We start from the raw sequence: 19,330 nt of genomic DNA, 5'->3' as shown, positions 1-19,330 counted from the left end.
TCCCTCCCTAAAACTCATTATAAATAAATGAGCCGCCATCAATATTTTTATAATGATATAAATAAATCAACATTAGTAGTATCGCAAAATAAAAAACGGTTTTTCCAATGAATTTCCCCCAATATTGTACAGTGGGTTTATCAAAAAATTGTTTCATTTTATGCCTCCAAAATTACATATATTCACATTTTCGTACTGTTATTGTAATCAAAAGCAATAAAAAAAGAAACTTAATTCGTAAATTAAAGCCCCTTTTACACTAACAGTTTTGTCACTTCTGCATAAAAAGAAGGTGGGACAAAACATAAAACTGATTGTTCCACCCTATTTATAGTAAAAGAAATACAAAAAAATTTGTATTTTTAGTCAATTCTCCCATTCAAAGATGCCATAAAAGCCTTAAAAAAAATTTAAGCTATTTCTGATTTCTTCCATGGATAATCCGTGAATAAATCGCAGATGTCAAGAAGTAATACGCTAGGTAAATCAAAATCAATAGCCCACAAGAAAGATAAGCCAACCAGTAACCAGAACTTGAAATATATTTACTAAAAACATAGATTGCAAAGGTTGCATGTAAAACGCCTATGATCATTGGTGGGAAAAAGATAATACTATTTTGCTGATAGACTAGTTTTGTAATATCTTTTTTAGGAACACCGATTTTCTTTAATAAATCATAACTTTCCTTTTCTCGCTCTGCCTCAGAAAATTGCTGCAGCATCAAGATACTACCAGTGATGATCAAGGCTAAGATGCCTAAAAACATTGCCACATATATGAATAATCCCATCACTCTTCTCTGGTATCTTAAATCTGAAAAACGACTAGTATAATTCAATTGCCAATATTCCTGCTCATCCTCTTCCGAAAATTGTTCACTTTTTTTCTCAGTTTGCCGGCTTGTTTTTGATATATAGCCTTCTACCTGATTGTTTTTCAACTCAAACTTATAGTAAACAGGTGTGTCCCATTTAGGTTTTACGCTTTCTGATAATTTATTTGCAAGTGCTTCTTCATCTTTTGTTTCAATATTAAACGCCCTCAGTTGATATACCATATCGGAATTTATCGCATTGAATTGCTCATCGGATACAATCACTGTTGGGAAACTGTATCTTAATAAATCTTGACCTAAGTAATCTGGTCTTACATCCGATACATGAAGATTTATTCCATTTGGTAAATTAAAGTTAGAATCATAACGAATAAATCCACTTAAAATATTTTGAATACTATCTAAAATGACAATATCTTGATTATTTTTCAATTCAATATTTTTTAAATAAGGGTTTATTTTTTGAAATTCTTGATAATTTGAGAGTGCCAATAAATTTATTAATCCCAGTGTATTTTGATCTTCTTCCTGTCCAATTTTAAGATGAAATTGGCTACCCGTCAACTTATAATTTAATGTGACTAGTGAATCAATTTTTGTATCCGGTTCCTTTTCAATTATTTGCGCTATTTTTTCAAAATCATTCTCAGCCACGATAAAGTCAGTGGGTGCTGTTGTGTTTACGGAATTCATCCCTATAGTATAAATAGAAGCCGCACCACCGATCATGCCTAAAGCAATGGCAATAAAAACAGTCACAGCAGATAATGTATTTCCGCCTCTTTTAATATGAAGTTTTGTATTTCCTAAAGCGAGCATATTTAAATTTCGATAGTAGTTGAATTTACTTTTCCCAAATAAAAATGCAATTAGGTACATTGTGTATTTAAAAAATAAATACGTTCCTACTATACAGATAAACATGATGACCAAAGGAGCAATCAAAAAACCAGAAAACCCCAATCTCGTATGCAGTAACAGTGTACCAAAATGAATAACATTATAGGATAAAAAATAGCCAGTACAGATAAGTATTACACCAAGGATACCTAAAAAAATCTTTGCGATAGATTGTTTGTTTGAATGGATCGTATTTTTTCCGACTGGTTTAAGCAAATTGGTTACTTGATAGCGGTAGATCAACCAACTGCTTCGAATAGAAACCATTACTAACATAAAAACAAACACTAAACTTGTTTGGATCATCGAAGGAACCGAAACAAAAAAGAGACTTTCTACTTGTAAAAACATCGCTTTTGCTAGAATCATCGAAAATAACTTAGAAAAAACAATCCCTAAGAGAATCCCAGTAACTAACGAAACTGCGCCTAAAATCAGCGTTTCTACAAAAAATAAAAAAGAAATCTGTCCTTTACGCATCCCAATTAAATGATATAAACCAATTTCTTTTCCCCTTTTTAATAAGAAGAAATGATTTGCCGCAAACATAAAGCCTAAAATCATGACTACAACCAGAATACCACCTAAGTTCATCGCACCATTGATATGAACCTCTTGTCCGACTCTGTTAGCCAGTGATCGATTATAAGTAATCGCACTAAAACAATAGTAAACAACCACGGCAAACGTCATACTGACAAAATAAACTAAATAATTAAGAAATTGTCCTTTGAAATTTTTCCAAGACAAATTAAAAATCATTGGCACGGCCACCTCCGCCAATCGTTGCCTGCATATCGATCACCCGATTAAAGAATTCTTTTCTTGAACCTTGACGAACAACTTCTGAAAAAATCACCCCATCTTTAATAAATAAGATACGATTGCAATAACTTGCTGTATACGGATCATGAGTAACCATCATGATCGTTGCATCATCTTGTAAATTCATAGTTGTCATATATTGAAGTAACTCGGCAGCTGATTTTGAATCCAGTGATCCAGTAGGTTCATCTGCAAATATAATTTTAGGTTTGGTGATCAATGCTCGTGCTGCGGCCACACGTTGTTTTTGCCCAACAGAAATCATATTAGGGTATGCAGTCAATAACTGATCGATTCCTAAAATGTTAGCAACATGAGTTAGACGTTGTTCCATTTCAACTAATGGCATTCGATCAACAGCCAACGGTAACAAGATATTATCTTTCACCGTCAATGTATCCATTAAATTAAAATTTTGAAAAATAAACCCTAACTTTTTACGACGAAAATCGCTAATTTGATGGTCCCGCATTTTCAAAATATCTTGACCATCGATTTGAACACTTCCAGTTGTTGGTAATGCGATTGTTGAAATAGTACTCAATAATGTTGATTTTCCTGCACCACTTGGACCCATGATTCCCACAAATTCACCTTGATCAACAGAAAAGGAAATATTATTTAAAACTTGTACTTTATTACTTCGATACCCATAAGATTTGCTTAAATGGTTCACTTCTAAAATTTTTTTCATCTATTTCTCTCCAGTTTAGTCATTGTCCTTATTCTACCAATATTTTGCACAACTGAACATCGTTTCCTCTTACAATTAAGTAATAATAAAAATTTTTTTAGTAATCATTTATTTTTCTAAGCAAGAATGTTGTGACAATTTACACAAACCTTTTAGGGAGTTGTTTTCACTATATTTTCATTTCTCATAAACACTATATGTAGTTATTCAAAAGGAATAAAAATTAAATTTCACACTACATATAGTTGAAAGATTCAATAGATTGTTTTATGATAAGGAAGGAATAAATCTATGAGGAGATGGGTAGCAAATGATGGAAATAAAGCAAGCCAATAATGAAGTGAGTTCTACTGATTCAACCTTGAATACGATGAAAATCGTTAAAAGAGATGGACGTTTAGTTGATTTTGATGATCGAAAAATTTATGATGCTTTGATCAAAGCTGAACAAAAAATCCGAGGTTCTTTAGACCCGCTTGCTCATGAACGGATTCAAGAAATCGTAGAAAGAATTGATCAAGAAATTTCAGATCGTTTCGCTGAAGATGTAAAGATTTATGAGATTCAAAACATTGTCGAACATATTTTACTGGCAAAAAATGAATATGAACTAGCTGAAGAATATATCAACTACCGCACCCGTCGTGATTTTGAACGCAGTAAAGCGACTGACATCAATTTTACGATCAGTAAATTAATCAATAAGGATCAGTCAGTGGTAAACGAAAATGCGAATAAGGACAGTGATGTTTTCAACACTCAACGAGACTTAACTGCTGGAATCGTAGGTAAATCGATTGGCTTAAAAATGTTACCTCCCCATGTTGCAAATGCACACCAAAAAGGTGATATCCATTATCATGACTTAGATTATCATCCATATACACCGATGACTAACTGTTGTTTGATTGATTTTAAAGGAATGCTCAACGATGGTTTTAAAATTGGTAATGCTGAAGTTGAATCCCCTAAATCGATTCAAACGGCTACAGCCCAAATTTCTCAAATTATTGCAAATGTCGCTTCTAGTCAATACGGTGGCTGTTCAGCTGACCGCGTAGATGAATTATTAGCTCCATTTGCTGAACTAAATTATCAAAAACATTTAGCTGATGCAAAAGAATGGATCGATGGATCTGAACGTCAGAAGGAATATGCAAAAGCTAAAACTCAAAAAGATATTTACGATGCAATGCAAAGTTTAGAGTATGAAATCAATACATTATTTACATCTAACGGACAAACACCGTTTACTTCTTTAGGGTTTGGATTAGGACTAAGTTGGTTTGAAAAAGAAATTCAACGAGCAATCTTACAAATCAGAATCAATGGTTTAGGTAGTGAAAAGAGAACGGCAATTTTTCCTAAATTAATATTCACTTTGAAACGCGGGGTAAACTTAAATGAAACAGATCCAAACTACGATGTAAAACAACTAGCATTAGAGTGTGCCACGAAACGAATGTACCCTGATGTTTTAAATTACGATAAATTAGTCGATTTGACTGGCAGCTTTAAGGTCCCAATGGGATGTCGTTCTTTTTTACAAGGATGGAAAGATGAACAAGGCAAGGAAATCAATGTCGGCCGTATGAACTTGGGTGTTGTCACCTTGAATCTTCCTAGAATCGCAATGGAAGCTCATGGAGATGTGGATAAGTTCTGGACTCTTTTAGCCGAGCGTCTTGAAACGATGAAAGATGCTTTAGTCTATCGCGTTGAACGCTGCAAAGAAGCAACACCTGCAAATGCGCCGATTCTTTATATGTATGGTGCTTTTGGAAAACGATTATCTAAAAAAGAATCAGTCAATGAATTATTCAAAAATAAACGTGCTACTGTTTCACTCGGCTATATTGGGTTGTACGAAGTCGCTTCTGCTTTTTACGGTGGAGAGTGGGAAACGAATCCTGAGGCAAAAGACTTTACCATTGCGATTTTAAAAGATTTAAAAGCTCATGCAGATAAATGGGGCGATACTTATGGTTATCACTTTAGCGTTTATTCTACACCAAGTGAGAGTTTAACTGATCGTTTCTGTCGTTTAGATACTGAAAAGTTTGGCGTGGTAGAGAATATCACCGATAAAGATTATTACACAAATAGTTTCCATTATGATGTTCGTAAAAATCCAACACCTTTTGAAAAATTAGATTTTGAGAAAGATTATCCACAATATTGTTCTGGCGGTTTTATCCACTATTGTGAATACCCAGTCCTACAACAAAATCCCAAAGCGTTAGAATCTGTTTGGGACTATGCTTATGATCGTGTTGGCTATCTCGGAACAAATACACCGATCGATCATTGCTATGAGTGTAACTTTGAAGGAGATTTCAATCCAACAGAACGCGGTTTTGAATGTCCACAGTGTGGCAACCACGATCCAAAATCATGTGATGTTGTCAAACGTACCTGTGGATATCTAGGCAATCCACAAGCTAGACCAATGGTTCACGGAAGGCACAAAGAAATATCTTCCCGTGTGAAACATATGAAATAAAAAGCGGATTGAACCGTTTAGATCTTGAACAAATTAGGAAAATGATGTAAAGATGCTTTTTATCTTTACAAGCATTTTATCTATTTGTTGAAAGATCTGGTTCATGTAGCTAGATTCAATAAAAAGTGGAATATGTTAATTCCAAAAAAACGGTGTCCCCTGCAATTTTAGCAAGCATCGTTTTTATTTGAAAGGATGACTAAAAAATGAGAAATCCTAAACCGCAAGAATGGTTGGCTAAAGAACTTAGTCAAAACTATATTGCAGATTATAAATCATTTAACTTTGTGGATGGCGAAGGCGTGCGCAATAGTCTATATGTTAGTGGATGCCTTTTTGCTTGTGAAGGTTGTTTTAACCAAGCTGTGCAAAGTTTTCGCTATGGCAAACCGTTCACAAAAGAATTAGAAGATAAAATCATCGAAGATTTGTCTCACGATTATGTACAGGGGCTTACCTTATTGGGTGGAGAACCTTTTTTAAATACAGCTGTTTGCTTGACTGTTGCCGATCGAATACACAAAGAATTTGGATTAAATAAAGATATCTGGTCTTGGTCAGGATATACTTTTGAAGAACTGTTACTAGAATCTGAAGATAAACTTGAACTATTAAACAAAATTGATATCTTAGTAGATGGTCGTTTTGAATTAGCTAAGAAGAACTTAAACCTTCAATTCAGAGGCAGTAGTAACCAACGAATCATTGATGTCAAAAAATCATTAGCCACTGGAAAAGCTGTCATTTGGGATAAATGCCATGATGCTGAACAAAACTATGAACAAATAAAAAAAGGGAACTTAATTTAATCGATCACATCAATTCTTACCACTGCAGCTGTAGAATAATTTCTCATGGCTGTAGTGTTTTTTAGTTAAATCCACTACCTTATCGAATTATTGGCTCATCTTTTATATGTATATTACAATAAAAAAATAGAATAATTCGTTCTTGAATACACTCAAACAAAAAATAAGGAGGAAACTATTATGACAAAAAATCAGTCATCATCTGTAAAAAAAGCGATCATCACGGGGGCTGCTTCGGGAATTGGTTATGCTACAGCCAAATTATTTATCGAAAAAGGATTTATCGTAGGTTTAATTGACGCTGACAAAAAACGGTTAGAAACCATTTCTAAAGATTTTAAGCAAAGCGGTCATGAATGCTACTACAGAAGTGTGGATGTAACCGATGAAGTTAGCTTAAAAAAAGCAATTGACGAATTAACTGATAGTCTAGAAGGCTTGGATATCTTTTTCAGTAATGCAGGAATAAATGGAACTTGGGCTCCCATCGAAACCTTAACAATTGATGAATGGGATCGTACAATAAACACTAATTTGCGTAGTACTTTTTTATGCACAAAATTTGCGATTCCCCATATGAAAGAGAACGGTGGCTCAATTATTATCACAAGTTCTATCAACGGGACTAGAATTTTTAATAATTTTGGTGCATCAGCGTACAGTGCTTCAAAAGCTGGGCAAGTTGCCTTTACAAAGATGGCTGCCCTAGAACTTGCGCGTTATAACATTCGGGTTAATGCCATCTGTCCTGGTGCTATCGACACAGCCATCAATGAAAAAACAACCTATTCAGATGAATTAAAAGAAGTTGAAATCAAAGTGGAATTTCCTGAAGGCGATCGTCCTTTAAAAAATAAAACTGGAACTAGTGAACAAGTTGCGCAATCTGTTTTATTTTTGGCAACTGATGCATCGGCTAATATTTCTGGAACTGAGCTTTACGTAGATGGAGCAGAATCTTTACTTTAATATGGAAAAAAGTGTTTAGCTCCCAGAAATAAGGTGAAATTTATTTCTAGGAGCTACTTTTTCTCGCTGTTTAATCGAATTTAGTGCGCGCAACAAAACTAACTGACTTTTTCTTTCATCCTAAGATGAAGCTGTCTTGAAAAATGCAAGAATCTCTGAACGAATTTTGCTATGATCAACGATTGGATCAGGGTAATCTTTACCCATAGAAACATTTATGGCATTTTGGAGTTCCGCTGGCATCTTACTTGGCTCATGAATATATTTATTTGGCACATCTTTTAATTCTGGAATAAACTGACGGATAAACTCTCCATGAGGATCGAATTTTTCACTTTGTGTTGTGGGATTGAATATTCGAAAGTAAGGAACTGCATCTGTTCCTGTAGACGCTGCCCATTGCCAACCACCAATATTACTTGCAGCATCATAATCGATTAATTTTTGCTGGAAATATTCTTCTCCCATCCGCCAATCAATCATTAAATCTTTCGTCAGGAATGATGCCACGATCATTCGCAAACGGTTATGCATCCACCCCGTTTGATTGAGCTGTCTCATTCCAGCATCAACGATTGGAAAACCTGTCTTTCCTTCTTTCCATCGCTCAAACGATTCTCGATTATAACTCCATTGCAGTTGTCGATATTTCTCTTTGATCTCTTGTGTTTTTTGTTTAGGATTTTCAAAATAAATCATATTATAAAAATCACGCCAGCATAGTTCTGAGATAAATGTTTGACGACCATCCGAATCTGGTTCAGCATTTAGAGCATACCAAACTTTACGAATGGATAATTCCCCTGTTCTTAAAAACCTTGATAGTTTACTTGTTTGATTTGAAAAAGGATAGTCTCTCCCTTTTTGATAATTATGTAAGTGACTTTTTATAAATTCTTTCAGATAAGCCTCAGCTGCAACTTCTCCACATTCATAATCAAAGGGTAATTCTATTTTTTCAACAATCTGGTTAAAGTGTTTTTTTCCCTCATCAAATAATGGGTGCTTCAGCTTTTTAAATGACCGATCATTCTTCGTTGTTCGTTGATACATTCGTTTAGGCATTGTTAGCCATTTTCTGAAATAAGGTGTAAAAACTTTGTAGCTTTCACCTGTTGGCTTTTTAATTTCTTCAACACCATGGATATGACTATCTTGAAATGAACACACTTGAATCTGGTTCTTTTCAAAAAAAGTAGTCATTATTTGATCCCGTTCTCTGCCGAAACCACGTTCATCTTTATTGAAATATACTGTATTCCAATCTTGAAAAGCATTCTTTAATTCTGCAAATTTTTCTTCCACATTCCCGTATAAAAAATGGAGCTCTATATTATTTGTTTTAGCATGTTCATAAAATGTTGATAACGTGTAGAAAAAAGCATCATGATTGTAACTATCTTCTAAAAATTGCAACGGATTCAATTGAAAAAGACAAATTAGTTCCTCTGTATCATGACTATCTTCTAGCATCTTATTAAATGCTGTATTATCATCTAAACGAAGGTCTTTACGAAACCACATAATTGTTTTGCTCATTGAATTTTTCCTTTCGTGTTTCTGAATAAATCGTAACATAGATATTGATTTATCACGAAAATTTAAAGCTGTTTGATTTAAAAATATCAGCATAAATTAGTCTTTAAGCTATTCATCCTCTTCAGTCTGTATCTTTTCCCATAAAGGCAATACCATGTTTTCATAAGCCATCGGATCAAGATTAGTCAACGTTATCCCTAGTAACCGAATCCCTTGTTCGAGACCAAGTATTTCCTCCCAAATCAAGTTAGCTTGATAATATAATTCTTCTTTTTTTGAAATATATTCTGGCAGAGTCCGACGTTTCGTCACTGTTGTATAATCAGCATAACGAACTTTTAAAACGACTGTTTTTCCATGTTTTTGGACCCGCTCTAACGACTCTTCTACTCGTTGTGCTAGTTGTCTTAATTGAGCAGTTACTTGTGCTTCAGTCGTTAACGGTGTTCCATATGTATGCTCTTTGCCCACAGATTTACGGTCTCTTGTTATGTTTACCGGTGAATCATGGATTCCACGAACTTTCCGATAAAGAGAATACCCCATTTTACCAAAATTACGGATCAACTCCATCTCATCTTGTTTATATAGATCTTCCCCAGTATAAATACCTAAATCATGCATTTTAGGAACTGTTTTTTTTCCTACTCCGTGAAATGCTTCAATCGGTAAAGCTTTTAAAAAAGTTTCTGCATCATCTGGCATCACAACCGTTAGACCTTTAGGTTTTTGAAAATCAGACGCTAATTTTGCTAAAAACTTGTTGTAGCTGACACCTGCTGAACAAGTTAAATGCAATTCGTTCCAGATATCATACTGAATCAATTTAGCAATCTTTATTGCTGATTTACTATCGATTTTATTTGTTGTGACATCTAAATACGCCTCGTCTATTGAAACGGGTTCGATAATATCTGTATAGCGATGAAAAATCTCTCGAATTTGCTTAGAAATTTCAGAATATTTTTCATAATTTCCTGGTTTAAAAATAGCATCTGGACATAATTCATACGCTTTTTGAGCGCTCATTGCAGAATGGATTCCGAATTTACGCGCTTCATAATTTGCAGTAGTCACAACACCTTTACCACCTGTATCACTTGGATGGCGTGCAATCACTAATGGATGTCCGACTAGTTCTGGATGGTCACGTTCTTCTACAGAAGCAAAAAAAGCATCCATGTCGATATGAATTATCTTACGAGAAGTATCCTTCTTTAAGGGAAAACGTAGTTCACTTATCATACTCGCCATCCTCCTTTCAACTAGGTCGGTATACTTTTATTCCTTAATCAAATTTAATAAAAATTCCTTTTTTACTCTCATTAAGCATTTCATCGATCTTTACCTGAGCCGTTTTTGAAACCGTTGATACTGGAACAATCTTATCAGGCAATGTTACTAAGGGATCAACAAATCTTATTTTCTTCTGCTGCTGGATATCGTAATCATCCTCGCTGGAACAAACCCGATATTCCGGTGGATGATCCATATTGCCCAATAATTGCAGGATTTCAGTTGAACCTGTTGATTTTAACTTCTTGAGAAAAGCTGAATCTGTCATCATCAAATCAGCTAACGTAATTTCTTCATTTGCTAGTCCAAGCTGGATTGCGTTTGACATCCACTCATAGCTGCAACTATTTTGAGGATCATAAAAAAAGTCGATTACTACTTTTCGATACTGCTCTATAAACCAATCAGCCCAATAAACTGACTCTAAAACAATTTGATTCTTAATGATTTTGATTGAATTCAAAAAATACTGAATTTCTTGTAATGGAACGGAAAAATAGCGATAAACTTCACGCAAGGTATAATCAATCCGATCAAAACATAGTAACGGTGCTTTTTGTTCCAATAATCCCCATTGTTCGTCATCAAATAAAATCTGCCGATAATCAAATCCATATTGGTTTAATAAGGCAGGAATTGCAGAATCTTCAATCAATTTTGCTTTGATTTGCTCATGATAATCGTCTGTTTTATTAGATAAAACCAAATCGATCACATGTGAAAATGCGGTATGAGACACATCATGTAGCAGCCCTGCAATTTGTTCTTCTATTGTTCCACCAAATCTTTTGATTAACAACATAACACCGATAGAATGCTCATATCTGGTTTCATTCCAAGTTGGATTAATCAAAAATGCTGGTCCTGCCATATGAACATCCTTTAACCGTTGAATCTCTTCTGATAAAATCAATGTTGCTAGAACTTCTTCAACTTCATATGAACCATATAGAACATCCTCAACAATCATTTTTTTCTCCTTTAAAAATCAGCTATATTTTATACACATTATATACGAACATTTGTTCATTTACAACTTATTTTATTTGAATAAAAAAAGGAATAGTGCCCTTTCAGCTCTACTCCTTAAGTAAAAATAATTTATATTGCTTGTGCGCCACGTTCACCCGTTCTAATCCGAATCGCTTCTTCTACATTGTAAACGAAGATTTTACCATCTCCTACTTCTCCAGTCTGGCAAATAGCCAAAATCAAAGAAATAATCTCTTCCACTTCCTCGTCTAAAACAACAAAACTGACTTTCACTTTAGGCAACAGTGTTGTAATGATTTCTTGACCACGAACAAATTCTTTTAACCCTTTTTGGTTTCCAAATCCTAAAACTTGGCTTACGGTCATTCCTAGTGCTTCAAAACTATCAGCCATTTTAACTTTCAGCTCTTCTAGTTTTTCCTGCTGGATGATTGCTTCTACTTTTTTCATCTGTTTTCCTCCTATGAATCTAGTCCCATAAATGTCGGATAAGCTGTTTCGTCATGTTCGATTCGATCCAATCCCAGTGCTTCTTCTTTTGCAGAAACTCGAATCGGCATGAATAATTGAATCCCTTTGATAATAAGAAAACTAGCGACCCCAGCAAATACAATCGTAAAAGCAATGCTAGCGACTTGGGCCACAAATAGTTCCGTTCCACCATAGATCAATCCAGTTTTACCTCCAACAGCAGGATCTGCAAATAGTCCAGTCATGACCCCACCAAAAATTCCACCGACACCATGGCAACCGAATGCATCAAGTGCATCATCATACCCAAATTTATGTTTAACAAATGAAATAAAATAATAACAAAACGGACTGACTAATGCGCCTAGAACAAATGAACTCCAAAGAGAAACAAAACCAGCACCTGGCGTAATCGCAACTAGGCCCACGACAGCACCTGTACAAGCACCGACTACTGTAGGTTTTCCAATCGCCAATTTTTCAATCAGCATCCATGAAAGCATCCCGCTTGCGGCTGCTGTATTTGTCGTAAGCATTGCGTGGATCGCCAACCCGTCGGCTGCTAATGCAGACCCAGCATTAAACCCGAACCAGCCAAACCAAAGTAAACCAGCACCTAAAACAACAAACGGTATGTTATGTGGACGATACTCTGTTTGGCGATATTCACGACGTTGCCCTAAAACAATAGCTAGTACAAGCCCTGAAATCCCTGAACTAATATGAACCACATTTCCCCCCGCAAAATCGATCGATCCTATTTCATCTAAAAAGCCTCCGCCCCAAACCATATGGGCCATTGGGTAATACACAACGATCAACCAGATAGCAATAAATAGAAAAATCGCAGAAAAACGCATCCGCCCAACCACAGCACCTGTAATAATTGCTGTAGTAATCAACGCAAACATCATTTGAAAACCAGCAAATAATGCTTCTGGAATCGTATCCCCTTTCGTCATTGAAACTTGATTAAAAAATAGCTTATCAAAGTTACCAACAAATAAGTTATCCCCACTAAAAGACATCGAATAACCTAGTATGATCCAAAGAACTGAAGCCAATCCCATCACGCAAATCACCATCATCATTGTGTTGAGAATATTTTTTCTTCGTTCTAACCCGCCATAAAAAAATGCTAAAGCTGGTGTCATCAAAAAGACCATCGCAGAACAAATCATGATAAATGCAATATTTCCTGCTTCCATAACAAACCCCTCCAATTCAAAAATTAAGCCAACCTTCATTTTAGCTTTGTCGGTTATTTTAGCATCGTTTTTTAAATTATCCTAGTAAAAATCCCTTGATCAAGTAAAATAATTTCATTTTTCTGACAATTCGCGTTATAAAAAATAACATCTATACCAATATAACGTTTTCAACATATTATCAAGCTCAAGCGAACAAACCAATTATGGGATAAAAAAATAAACTGATTTTTGACATCAGCTTATTTCCCAGTATTCAATTTAATCTACATGAAACTCTTTATAGACATCCTGTTTTTTCAATCCGCGAAGTTTAGCAACTTCTTTGATTGCTTCTTTAGAAGAACTTCCAGTATTCATCAATACTTCAATATGTTCCTTGATCGAAAGTTCTAAATCGGCATTTTCTGCTGATTCCGCTCCGTCAGCCCCTTCGATTAAAATACAGCATTCTCCCTTTAATGTGTGTTCCGCCAAGTAATCCCTCAATTCAGCCAACGTACCACGAAGGTATTCTTCATGGAGCTTCGTCAATTCACGGCAAATCACAGCCTTCCGTTCTTCTCCAAAAACTTCTGAAAAATGCTTTATTGTTGTGGCAATTCGATGAGGTGATTCGTAAAAAATTTGCGTTGGTACTGCTGTTTTTAACTTATCTAAAACCTCAATTTGTTCTTTTTTCTTTCGAGGTAAAAAGCCATAAAATGTAAATGGCTGCGGTGACAGTCCTGAAGCAATCAGTGCTGTGATTCCTGCTGTCGGTCCAGGTAAAGCGATCACTTTGATTCCAGCTTCGATACATGCCTCAACCAATTCATGACCTGGATCACTAATGGAAGGCATCCCCGCATCACTGACTTGAGCAATCATTTCACCAGCCTCTAAACGTTCTATAAACTGTGGAATCCGTTCTTTATAATTATGCTCATGAAAACTAATTTGAGGAGTTGAGATCTCAAAGTGATTTAGTAATTTTTGCGTATTTCTGGTATCTTCACTCGCAATGATCGTTGCCTCTTTTAAGATATTAATACAGCGAAAGCTCATATCCTCTAGGTTTCCGATTGGTGTGGGCACCAAATATAGTTGCCCAATGCTAGATGAATCAAAACTTTTTTGTTTTTGCATAATTACTCCTTTTCAGCGCTTAGGTTAATCTCAAAAGAGGCTGAGACAGATTTTGTCACAGCCTCTAAATTTGATTTGTTTAACATTTATTTGTATCGTTCACCATAAATAACATCTAAACAAAATGCACATTCTTCATCATTCTCACGGCGTGAACCATATAAAATGTTGCAGACATGAAACCCCTCTTCGTAAAGTTTTTCCAAATTCATTCGAGATTTAGATAACTCCTGCTTAGCTGGATCATTTGAGTCGCTGGCTAGTTTAGTCAATTCCTGCAAATGTTCCCGTAAGCGTTGATTCTCGATTTCAAGTGTCGTATTTTTTTCAACTAACTCGTGAAGTGCTTCTTTAATTTCTGATAATTGTCCCAAAGTTCCTTGTAGATCCGTCTCTAAAGAACTCAGACCATCGTATAAAGAACGTTTATCCATTGTGATCACCTTTTTCGGCTTGAGCTTTTTGTGTTGCTTCTTTGATCTCTTCATAATCATATTCTACTGCTATTTCACGTCCAACTAAACGGACTTTGATGATACGGCTCAATAAATTCAAACCGACTACTCGGCCTTTTCCATCTGGTGTGATCACATCTTTACCGTAATCAGGTAACTCTTTTTTCGCTGCTTCATATTCATCATTTTCGTATTTTAAACAACACATCAAGCGCCCACATAAACCAGAAATTTTTACTGGATTCAACGATAAGCCTTGATCTTTTGCCATTTTGATCGATACTGGCATAAAGTCACCTAAAAAAGTCGAACAGCATAACTGTCTACCACACGGACCGATCCCACCTAAAATCTTCGCTTCGTCTCTGACACCGATTTGACGCAATTCAATCCTCGTACGGAAAATTGCTGCTAAATCTTTGACTAGCTCACGAAAGTCGATTCGACCATCTGCTGTAAAATAAAAAACCATCTTGCTGCGGTCAAACGTATATTCAACACGAATCAATTTCATTTCTAATTCATGTGCTCGGATTTTTTCTTTGGCCACACTTAATGCAGCTTTGGCATCATCTACATTCTTTTGTTCTTTTTCTAAATCTGTTTCTGATGCTTTATTTAAAATGGGTTTTAATTCCTCAGGTAAATCTTCCGGATCAATAGATTTTTTCGGTATCGCAACTGTGGCAAGCTGTTTAGACTGCTGTGATTCCACAAGTACTTTATCATTGTAAAAATACTCTGATTTTCCAGGAGCAAAATAATAGATATGACCTGCTTCACGGAAGCGAACTCCTACTACTTCTACCATTTTCATCCTCCTATTTATGTTTTAGGGTGAATCATTCGTATTACTAATTGCTCGCAAACACTTTGAAAGCTGACATTCGCTTCCCACTTTTGACGTGCTTTTAAAATCAGTTCCACTCGCTGTGCCTGTTGCTCTGTCACACGTTTGAGCTGACCAGTTGCTACACTTTCAGTGAGTTGTTTACGGTAATAGGCAAGTAATAAATCGAAACTCAACGCTTGTTGATCTTTTTCTTTAAAGATCTTAATCATCTTTTTTTGAACGTAGACAAAAGCTTGCAAATCATCTTTTGTCATGTAATCAAACCACTGTTGAGTAATTTCCCTAGCTTCATTAAACCATTCATCTTGAGAGATTTCAACTGCTTTGTCAAAACTATTGGTGAGTTCTGCCAAAAGAATCGCTGTATTTTTGTTGATTCCAGATCCTATCAAAGCATGAACTAGTTTTTCTTTAACTAAAGGTTGAAAATGAAGGACCTGACAACGTGATTGGATCGTTGGTAAAATTTTTGCTAACGACGTCGTCTCTAAAATCGCTAAGACTTTTCCTTCTGGTTCTTCCAGAAATTTTAATAAGCTGTTTGCTGCACCAATACTCATCTTATCTGCCTGTTCAATCAGAAAAACTTTCTGAGCCGTCTCTACACCGCTTTTGCTGAACTCTGCCTTCAATGCTCTGATTTGATCGACCTTGATCGTTTGGCCATCTGGAGCGACTCGTAATACGTCAGGATGCTCATTCTCATTGATCCTCAAGCAATTGTTGCATTGATTACAAGGATTGTTATCTATTCGATTGGTACAGAAAATGTGTTTTGCCATCCATAAACCAAATTCTTTTTTACCAGTTCCTGTATCGCCTTCAAAAAGATAAGCATGGGCAAGACGACCATGCTCAAAACTTTTTTGAAGTTGCTGGTAAAGCAACGGTTGTTGTTCCTTTAATACTTGTGCTTCATTCATCTTAATATTGATGGAATCCTTCTACTGGAAGAACAAAGACTGTTGCGCCTCCCACCTCAACCTCGACAGGATAAGGGACTTGTCCATCCATCGTAATATCTAGTGTTACAGGAGTTGACACGTATTGTTTACGAGACTGGCATGTTTTTTTGATTAATTCCAATGCTTCTTCAACACGATCATCATCGATTCCGACGATAAATGTGCTGTTACCTGCTTTTAAAAAGCCACCTGTTGATGAAAGTTTGGTTGCACGAATATTGGCATCAATAAATTCATTGGCTAAACGGTTACTATCTTTGTCTTGGACAATCGCTAAAATAATTTTCATATTCGGTCACCTTCCTATTTTCTAAAGTATTCTGGATAACGGGTTACGATTGCTTGAAAGGTTGCCTCAACAACATCTTCCAAACTCATTCTGGCATCGATTTTGGTAATTCTTTCTGGATTTTCTTCTACTAATTTTAAATATTCGTGGCGAACTCGTTGATGGAATTCAAGCCCCTCTGAATCTAATCGGTCAATTTGTTGTTGGCGATGATTTTTGATTCGGTTCAATCCTGTATCTGAATCTACATCTAAATAGATCGTAAAGTCAGGTACGGTTCCTTCGATCGCAAATTCATTGATTGTAGCTATTGCTTCAACACCAATCCGTCGGCCTGCGCCTTGATAGGCTAAAGAACTGTCTACGAAGCGGTCACACAAAACGATTTTACCTTCTTCCAAAGCCGGCAAAACCTTTTCCATCAAATGCTGACGTCTAGCAGCCGCATAAAGCAACGCCTCTGTCCGCTCATCCATCTCTTGATTTTTCGGGTCTAGGATGATTTGACGAATTTTCTCAGCAATGGGAATTCCGCCAGGTTCTCTTGTTTTAATAATGCTTCTTTCTGCTGCCAGATCCAGCCTTGGATATAACTCATTCAATACACTTGTCTTTCCTGCGCCATCTGGTCCTTCGATCGTTATAAAAATACCTTGCACTTTACTAATCCCCTTACTTACTTTGATTCCTTTTATCTATTATACTTTATCTACTACAATGAGTCTAATTGAATTCCTTATTATTAAAAATTTCCTGATAAAATATAAAACTGAGCTAAATTTTAATAGACTTTAGCTCAGTTTTATATTTTCTATTTGCCTTACTTACATTCTTTTACTTTTTTTAAAAAGAATAACAACTATAGTACTCAAACAAAGGCTGCCAAGGAAGAATAAATAATTCATAGTGATTTCCCCAGCTTTAGGCAAAGTCTTGTCTTTTGGCACACTGTTATTATTTTTCTCTACAGGATTATTCTCACTGCTATCTTGTGGAGGTTTAGATGTTTCTGCTTTTTTATTTTCGACGATGACTTCTAATGGTCCCGTTTGTTCCGACGTAATTTCAAAAGGAATTGGTTCTTTTGTTGAAATATAGCCTGTTAAAGCCTGTGTTTCAATAAATTGATATTTCCCAAGTGCTAGATCTTGAACGATCAGCTGACCATTTTTATCTGTCGTAAATCCAGTTTGAAGTGTATTTCCATTATGATCTTGAAGCTCAAATACAACACCTGCTAAGGCTTCTTTCGTCATTTGATCGATTTTTAGCAGTTGGACACTCCCTCGGACTGCTTCAGCTTTATTGATCACTTTTTTAAAAGCTATTTTATTTTGAAAATCACTTGAAGAAATATGAATCGGCGTGGTGTCTATTATAAAACCAATTGGTGCTTTCGTCTCTATCAAGGTATAGTCTTCCTGTAGTAAATTAGTAATTTCACCCACACCTTGTTCATTCGTGATGATTTGACCAATTTGCTCGTTAGTTGAATCTTTATAGACATCAAATTCAGCACCCGCTAAAACAGCACCCTCCTCTGATATTTTCAATAGTTGAATAGTGAATACTTCACCTGTTCCAGTTCCACTTCCATCGGAATACTGTGTTTTAGACTCTTTTGAATCGATTGTTACTTGATTACTTTCTAAAGTAGCAAGATTAGAAAATTCTTCTTGATCTTGTACTTGATGATCGATCGTCGTATCGTAAGAAATAAGATAACCGATTCCTTTAGGCATATCACCAAAATCGACCGTAAAGCCACTTGACAGATACTTGATTGTTACTTGATCTGTAATATCTGTTTTATTCACTGGATTATCAAAAATGCCTTTATCAGCATCTGGAAATTCTGCTGACGTTACTTTAATCGATCCCGGAACTAACGTATAGTTATCCGTTTTAAATGTATCTGTAACTACAGCGTTAGGAAATTCCTGTCCACTAGCGTTTACTCGAACTTCCCAATACAGTGTACGTGAATCTGATGAGAACCAAGACCATTTATTGATGACTTCATTTGGATCATCGGTTGCTTCTTCCACTTCTATTTCAGTAGACACTTCAGTTGTTTTGTTAATAGGAAAAACAAGTTTGATCGTACCATATTCATCGATCATCTGTTTATCGAAACGGGTTAAAAATTGCAACGTTCCTTTAACATTGGAATGCGTTTCAACAAAATCAGTATAGGTTAATAAGACTGTTTTTGAGCCTTTGTCCGCAACAGCAGTGGCTACAACCGAGCCATTTTCATCCAGCACATCAAAAGACAAACTATTTACCAAATCTAATGCATCAGGCAGCTCGATCAATGTTGTATCCCCTGCTTTGGCACTTCCATTTGGAATACTCCAGTCCATATGAACCTGAATAATATCCCATGATTTAAATGAGGTCTGATCTTCTCCCTTTTCATTGGTGATTTTCACATTTTGAATCACATCATCTAGTTCTTTTCCTTGAGCGTTTGTTTCGAAAAACACAACTGAACTAATCAAAGCAAAAAATAAAGTGACAATAAAAATAAAAGTCATCCCTAGTTTATTATACTTTTTTCCCATTTTACATCTCCCTGTCATCTAGTTTTCC

At 35.7% G+C, this 19,330-nt stretch carries 18 protein-coding genes; 3 read left to right on the top strand and 15 right to left on the bottom strand.

Annotation, left to right across the window (positions count from 1 at the left end):
- Window positions 1–7: 7 nt before the first annotated feature.
- The 3 genes from IGJ02_RS04050 to IGJ02_RS04040 all read right to left on the bottom strand — a co-directional run bounded on the left by IGJ02_RS04050 (window position 8) and on the right by IGJ02_RS04040 (window position 3,257).
- Window positions 8–157: a teichoic acid D-Ala incorporation-associated protein DltX gene (locus tag IGJ02_RS04050; protein WP_010760535.1), complete on the bottom strand. Its 150-nt coding sequence runs from the start codon at window positions 155–157 to the stop codon at window positions 8–10.
- Between the two features lie 258 nt (window positions 158–415).
- On the bottom strand, window positions 416–2,500 hold the full coding sequence (locus tag IGJ02_RS04045; RefSeq protein ID WP_010760534.1) for an ABC transporter permease: 2,085 nt from the start codon (window positions 2,498–2,500) through the stop codon (window positions 416–418).
- Window positions 2,490–3,257, bottom strand: coding sequence for an ABC transporter ATP-binding protein (locus IGJ02_RS04040; protein WP_010760533.1), 768 nt, complete (start codon window positions 3,255–3,257; stop codon window positions 2,490–2,492). Before IGJ02_RS04040 ends, IGJ02_RS04045 begins: the two co-directional genes overlap by 11 nt.
- A 310-nt stretch (window positions 3,258–3,567) precedes the next feature.
- On the opposite strand from IGJ02_RS04040, the gene nrdD reads away from it, so the two are divergent.
- The 3 genes from nrdD to IGJ02_RS04025 all read left to right on the top strand — a co-directional run bounded on the left by nrdD (window position 3,568) and on the right by IGJ02_RS04025 (window position 7,538).
- On the top strand, window positions 3,568–5,760 hold the full coding sequence (gene nrdD, locus IGJ02_RS04035; protein WP_430603396.1) for an anaerobic ribonucleoside-triphosphate reductase: 2,193 nt from the start codon (window positions 3,568–3,570) through the stop codon (window positions 5,758–5,760).
- A 206-nt stretch (window positions 5,761–5,966) separates the two neighbouring features.
- Window positions 5,967–6,569, top strand: a complete 603-nt coding sequence (gene nrdG / locus IGJ02_RS04030; protein WP_430603395.1) for an anaerobic ribonucleoside-triphosphate reductase activating protein — start codon at window positions 5,967–5,969, stop codon at window positions 6,567–6,569.
- A gap of 180 nt (window positions 6,570–6,749) precedes the next feature.
- Window positions 6,750–7,538, top strand: coding sequence for an SDR family oxidoreductase (locus tag IGJ02_RS04025; protein ID WP_430603394.1), 789 nt, complete (start codon window positions 6,750–6,752; stop codon window positions 7,536–7,538).
- Between the two features lie 120 nt (window positions 7,539–7,658).
- On the opposite strand, the gene IGJ02_RS04020 is transcribed toward IGJ02_RS04025, so the two are convergent.
- From IGJ02_RS04020 to IGJ02_RS03965, 12 genes are all read right to left on the bottom strand, one after another.
- Window positions 7,659–9,077, bottom strand: a complete 1,419-nt coding sequence (locus tag IGJ02_RS04020; RefSeq protein ID WP_430603393.1) for a cryptochrome/photolyase family protein — start codon at window positions 9,075–9,077, stop codon at window positions 7,659–7,661.
- Between the two features lie 108 nt (window positions 9,078–9,185).
- The gene (dinB, locus tag IGJ02_RS04015) at window positions 9,186–10,322 is read right to left on the bottom strand and encodes a DNA polymerase IV (RefSeq protein WP_010760528.1); all 1,137 of its coding nucleotides are present in this window, start codon (window positions 10,320–10,322) and stop codon (window positions 9,186–9,188) included.
- Window positions 10,323–10,365: 43 nt separating this feature from the next.
- Window positions 10,366–11,343, bottom strand: coding sequence for an HD domain-containing protein (locus tag IGJ02_RS04010; RefSeq protein ID WP_430603392.1), 978 nt, complete (start codon window positions 11,341–11,343; stop codon window positions 10,366–10,368).
- Window positions 11,344–11,474: 131 nt separating this feature from the next.
- Window positions 11,475–11,816 carry a P-II family nitrogen regulator gene (locus IGJ02_RS04005; RefSeq protein ID WP_010760526.1) on the bottom strand — a complete coding sequence of 114 codons (342 nt, stop codon included), beginning with the start codon at window positions 11,814–11,816 and terminating at the stop codon, window positions 11,475–11,477.
- A gap of 11 nt (window positions 11,817–11,827) precedes the next feature.
- Window positions 11,828–13,045, bottom strand: a complete 1,218-nt coding sequence (locus IGJ02_RS04000) for an ammonium transporter (RefSeq protein WP_430603391.1) — start codon at window positions 13,043–13,045, stop codon at window positions 11,828–11,830.
- 261 nt (window positions 13,046–13,306) lie between these two features.
- Entirely contained in the window at window positions 13,307–14,173 is an 867-nt protein-coding gene (gene rsmI / locus IGJ02_RS03995; protein ID WP_430603390.1) for a 16S rRNA (cytidine(1402)-2'-O)-methyltransferase, read from the bottom strand.
- Window positions 14,174–14,259: 86 nt separating this feature from the next.
- On the bottom strand, window positions 14,260–14,607 hold the full coding sequence (locus IGJ02_RS03990) for a DNA replication initiation control protein YabA (protein ID WP_010760523.1): 348 nt from the start codon (window positions 14,605–14,607) through the stop codon (window positions 14,260–14,262).
- On the bottom strand, window positions 14,600–15,439 hold the full coding sequence (locus IGJ02_RS03985) for a PSP1 domain-containing protein (RefSeq protein WP_010760522.1): 840 nt from the start codon (window positions 15,437–15,439) through the stop codon (window positions 14,600–14,602). The genes IGJ02_RS03990 and IGJ02_RS03985 overlap by 8 nt, the downstream gene beginning before the upstream one ends.
- A 14-nt stretch (window positions 15,440–15,453) precedes the next feature.
- Entirely contained in the window at window positions 15,454–16,404 is a 951-nt protein-coding gene (gene holB, locus IGJ02_RS03980) for a DNA polymerase III subunit delta' (protein WP_430603389.1), read from the bottom strand.
- Window position 16,405: 1 nt separating this feature from the next.
- Entirely contained in the window at window positions 16,406–16,735 is a 330-nt protein-coding gene (locus tag IGJ02_RS03975; protein ID WP_010760520.1) for a cyclic-di-AMP receptor, read from the bottom strand.
- A gap of 14 nt (window positions 16,736–16,749) precedes the next feature.
- Window positions 16,750–17,394 (bottom strand): dTMP kinase, encoded by a 645-nt coding sequence (tmk, locus tag IGJ02_RS03970; RefSeq protein ID WP_010760519.1) that lies wholly within the window; start codon window positions 17,392–17,394, stop codon window positions 16,750–16,752.
- A 165-nt stretch (window positions 17,395–17,559) separates the two neighbouring features.
- Window positions 17,560–19,302: a SpaA isopeptide-forming pilin-related protein gene (locus IGJ02_RS03965; RefSeq protein ID WP_430603388.1), complete on the bottom strand. Its 1,743-nt coding sequence runs from the start codon at window positions 19,300–19,302 to the stop codon at window positions 17,560–17,562.
- Between the last annotated feature and the right edge of the window lie 28 nt (window positions 19,303–19,330).

The organism is Enterococcus sp. DIV0724b, assembly GCF_050531475.1.
Taxonomy (GTDB): Bacteria; Bacillota; Bacilli; order Lactobacillales; family Enterococcaceae; genus Enterococcus_L; species Enterococcus_L haemoperoxidus.
This window is presented reverse-complemented; position numbering and strand designations above follow the sequence as displayed.

Excerpts from the sequence above, each read along its gene's own strand:
- IGJ02_RS04050 (WP_010760535.1), bottom strand. The coding sequence starts at position 157 with ATGAAACAATTTTTTGATAAACCCACTGTACAATATTGGGGGAAATTC.
- IGJ02_RS04045 (WP_010760534.1), bottom strand. The coding sequence starts at position 2,500 with ATGATTTTTAATTTGTCTTGGAAAAATTTCAAAGGACAATTTCTTAAT.
- IGJ02_RS04040 (WP_010760533.1), bottom strand. The coding sequence starts at position 3,257 with ATGAAAAAAATTTTAGAAGTGAACCATTTAAGCAAATCTTATGGGTAT.
- nrdD (WP_430603396.1), top strand. The coding sequence starts at position 3,568 with ATGATGGAAATAAAGCAAGCCAATAATGAAGTGAGTTCTACTGATTCA.
- nrdG (WP_430603395.1), top strand. The coding sequence starts at position 5,967 with ATGAGAAATCCTAAACCGCAAGAATGGTTGGCTAAAGAACTTAGTCAA.
- IGJ02_RS04025 (WP_430603394.1), top strand. The coding sequence starts at position 6,750 with ATGACAAAAAATCAGTCATCATCTGTAAAAAAAGCGATCATCACGGGG.
- IGJ02_RS04020 (WP_430603393.1), bottom strand. The coding sequence starts at position 9,077 with ATGAGCAAAACAATTATGTGGTTTCGTAAAGACCTTCGTTTAGATGAT.
- dinB (WP_010760528.1), bottom strand. The coding sequence starts at position 10,322 with ATGATAAGTGAACTACGTTTTCCCTTAAAGAAGGATACTTCTCGTAAG.
- IGJ02_RS04010 (WP_430603392.1), bottom strand. The coding sequence starts at position 11,343 with ATGATTGTTGAGGATGTTCTATATGGTTCATATGAAGTTGAAGAAGTT.
- IGJ02_RS04005 (WP_010760526.1), bottom strand. The coding sequence starts at position 11,816 with ATGAAAAAAGTAGAAGCAATCATCCAGCAGGAAAAACTAGAAGAGCTG.
- IGJ02_RS04000 (WP_430603391.1), bottom strand. The coding sequence starts at position 13,045 with ATGGAAGCAGGAAATATTGCATTTATCATGATTTGTTCTGCGATGGTC.
- rsmI (WP_430603390.1), bottom strand. The coding sequence starts at position 14,173 with ATGCAAAAACAAAAAAGTTTTGATTCATCTAGCATTGGGCAACTATAT.
- IGJ02_RS03990 (WP_010760523.1), bottom strand. The coding sequence starts at position 14,607 with ATGGATAAACGTTCTTTATACGATGGTCTGAGTTCTTTAGAGACGGAT.
- IGJ02_RS03985 (WP_010760522.1), bottom strand. The coding sequence starts at position 15,439 with ATGGTAGAAGTAGTAGGAGTTCGCTTCCGTGAAGCAGGTCATATCTAT.
- holB (WP_430603389.1), bottom strand. The coding sequence starts at position 16,404 with ATGAATGAAGCACAAGTATTAAAGGAACAACAACCGTTGCTTTACCAG.
- IGJ02_RS03975 (WP_010760520.1), bottom strand. The coding sequence starts at position 16,735 with ATGAAAATTATTTTAGCGATTGTCCAAGACAAAGATAGTAACCGTTTA.
- IGJ02_RS03965 (WP_430603388.1), bottom strand. The coding sequence starts at position 19,302 with ATGGGAAAAAAGTATAATAAACTAGGGATGACTTTTATTTTTATTGTC.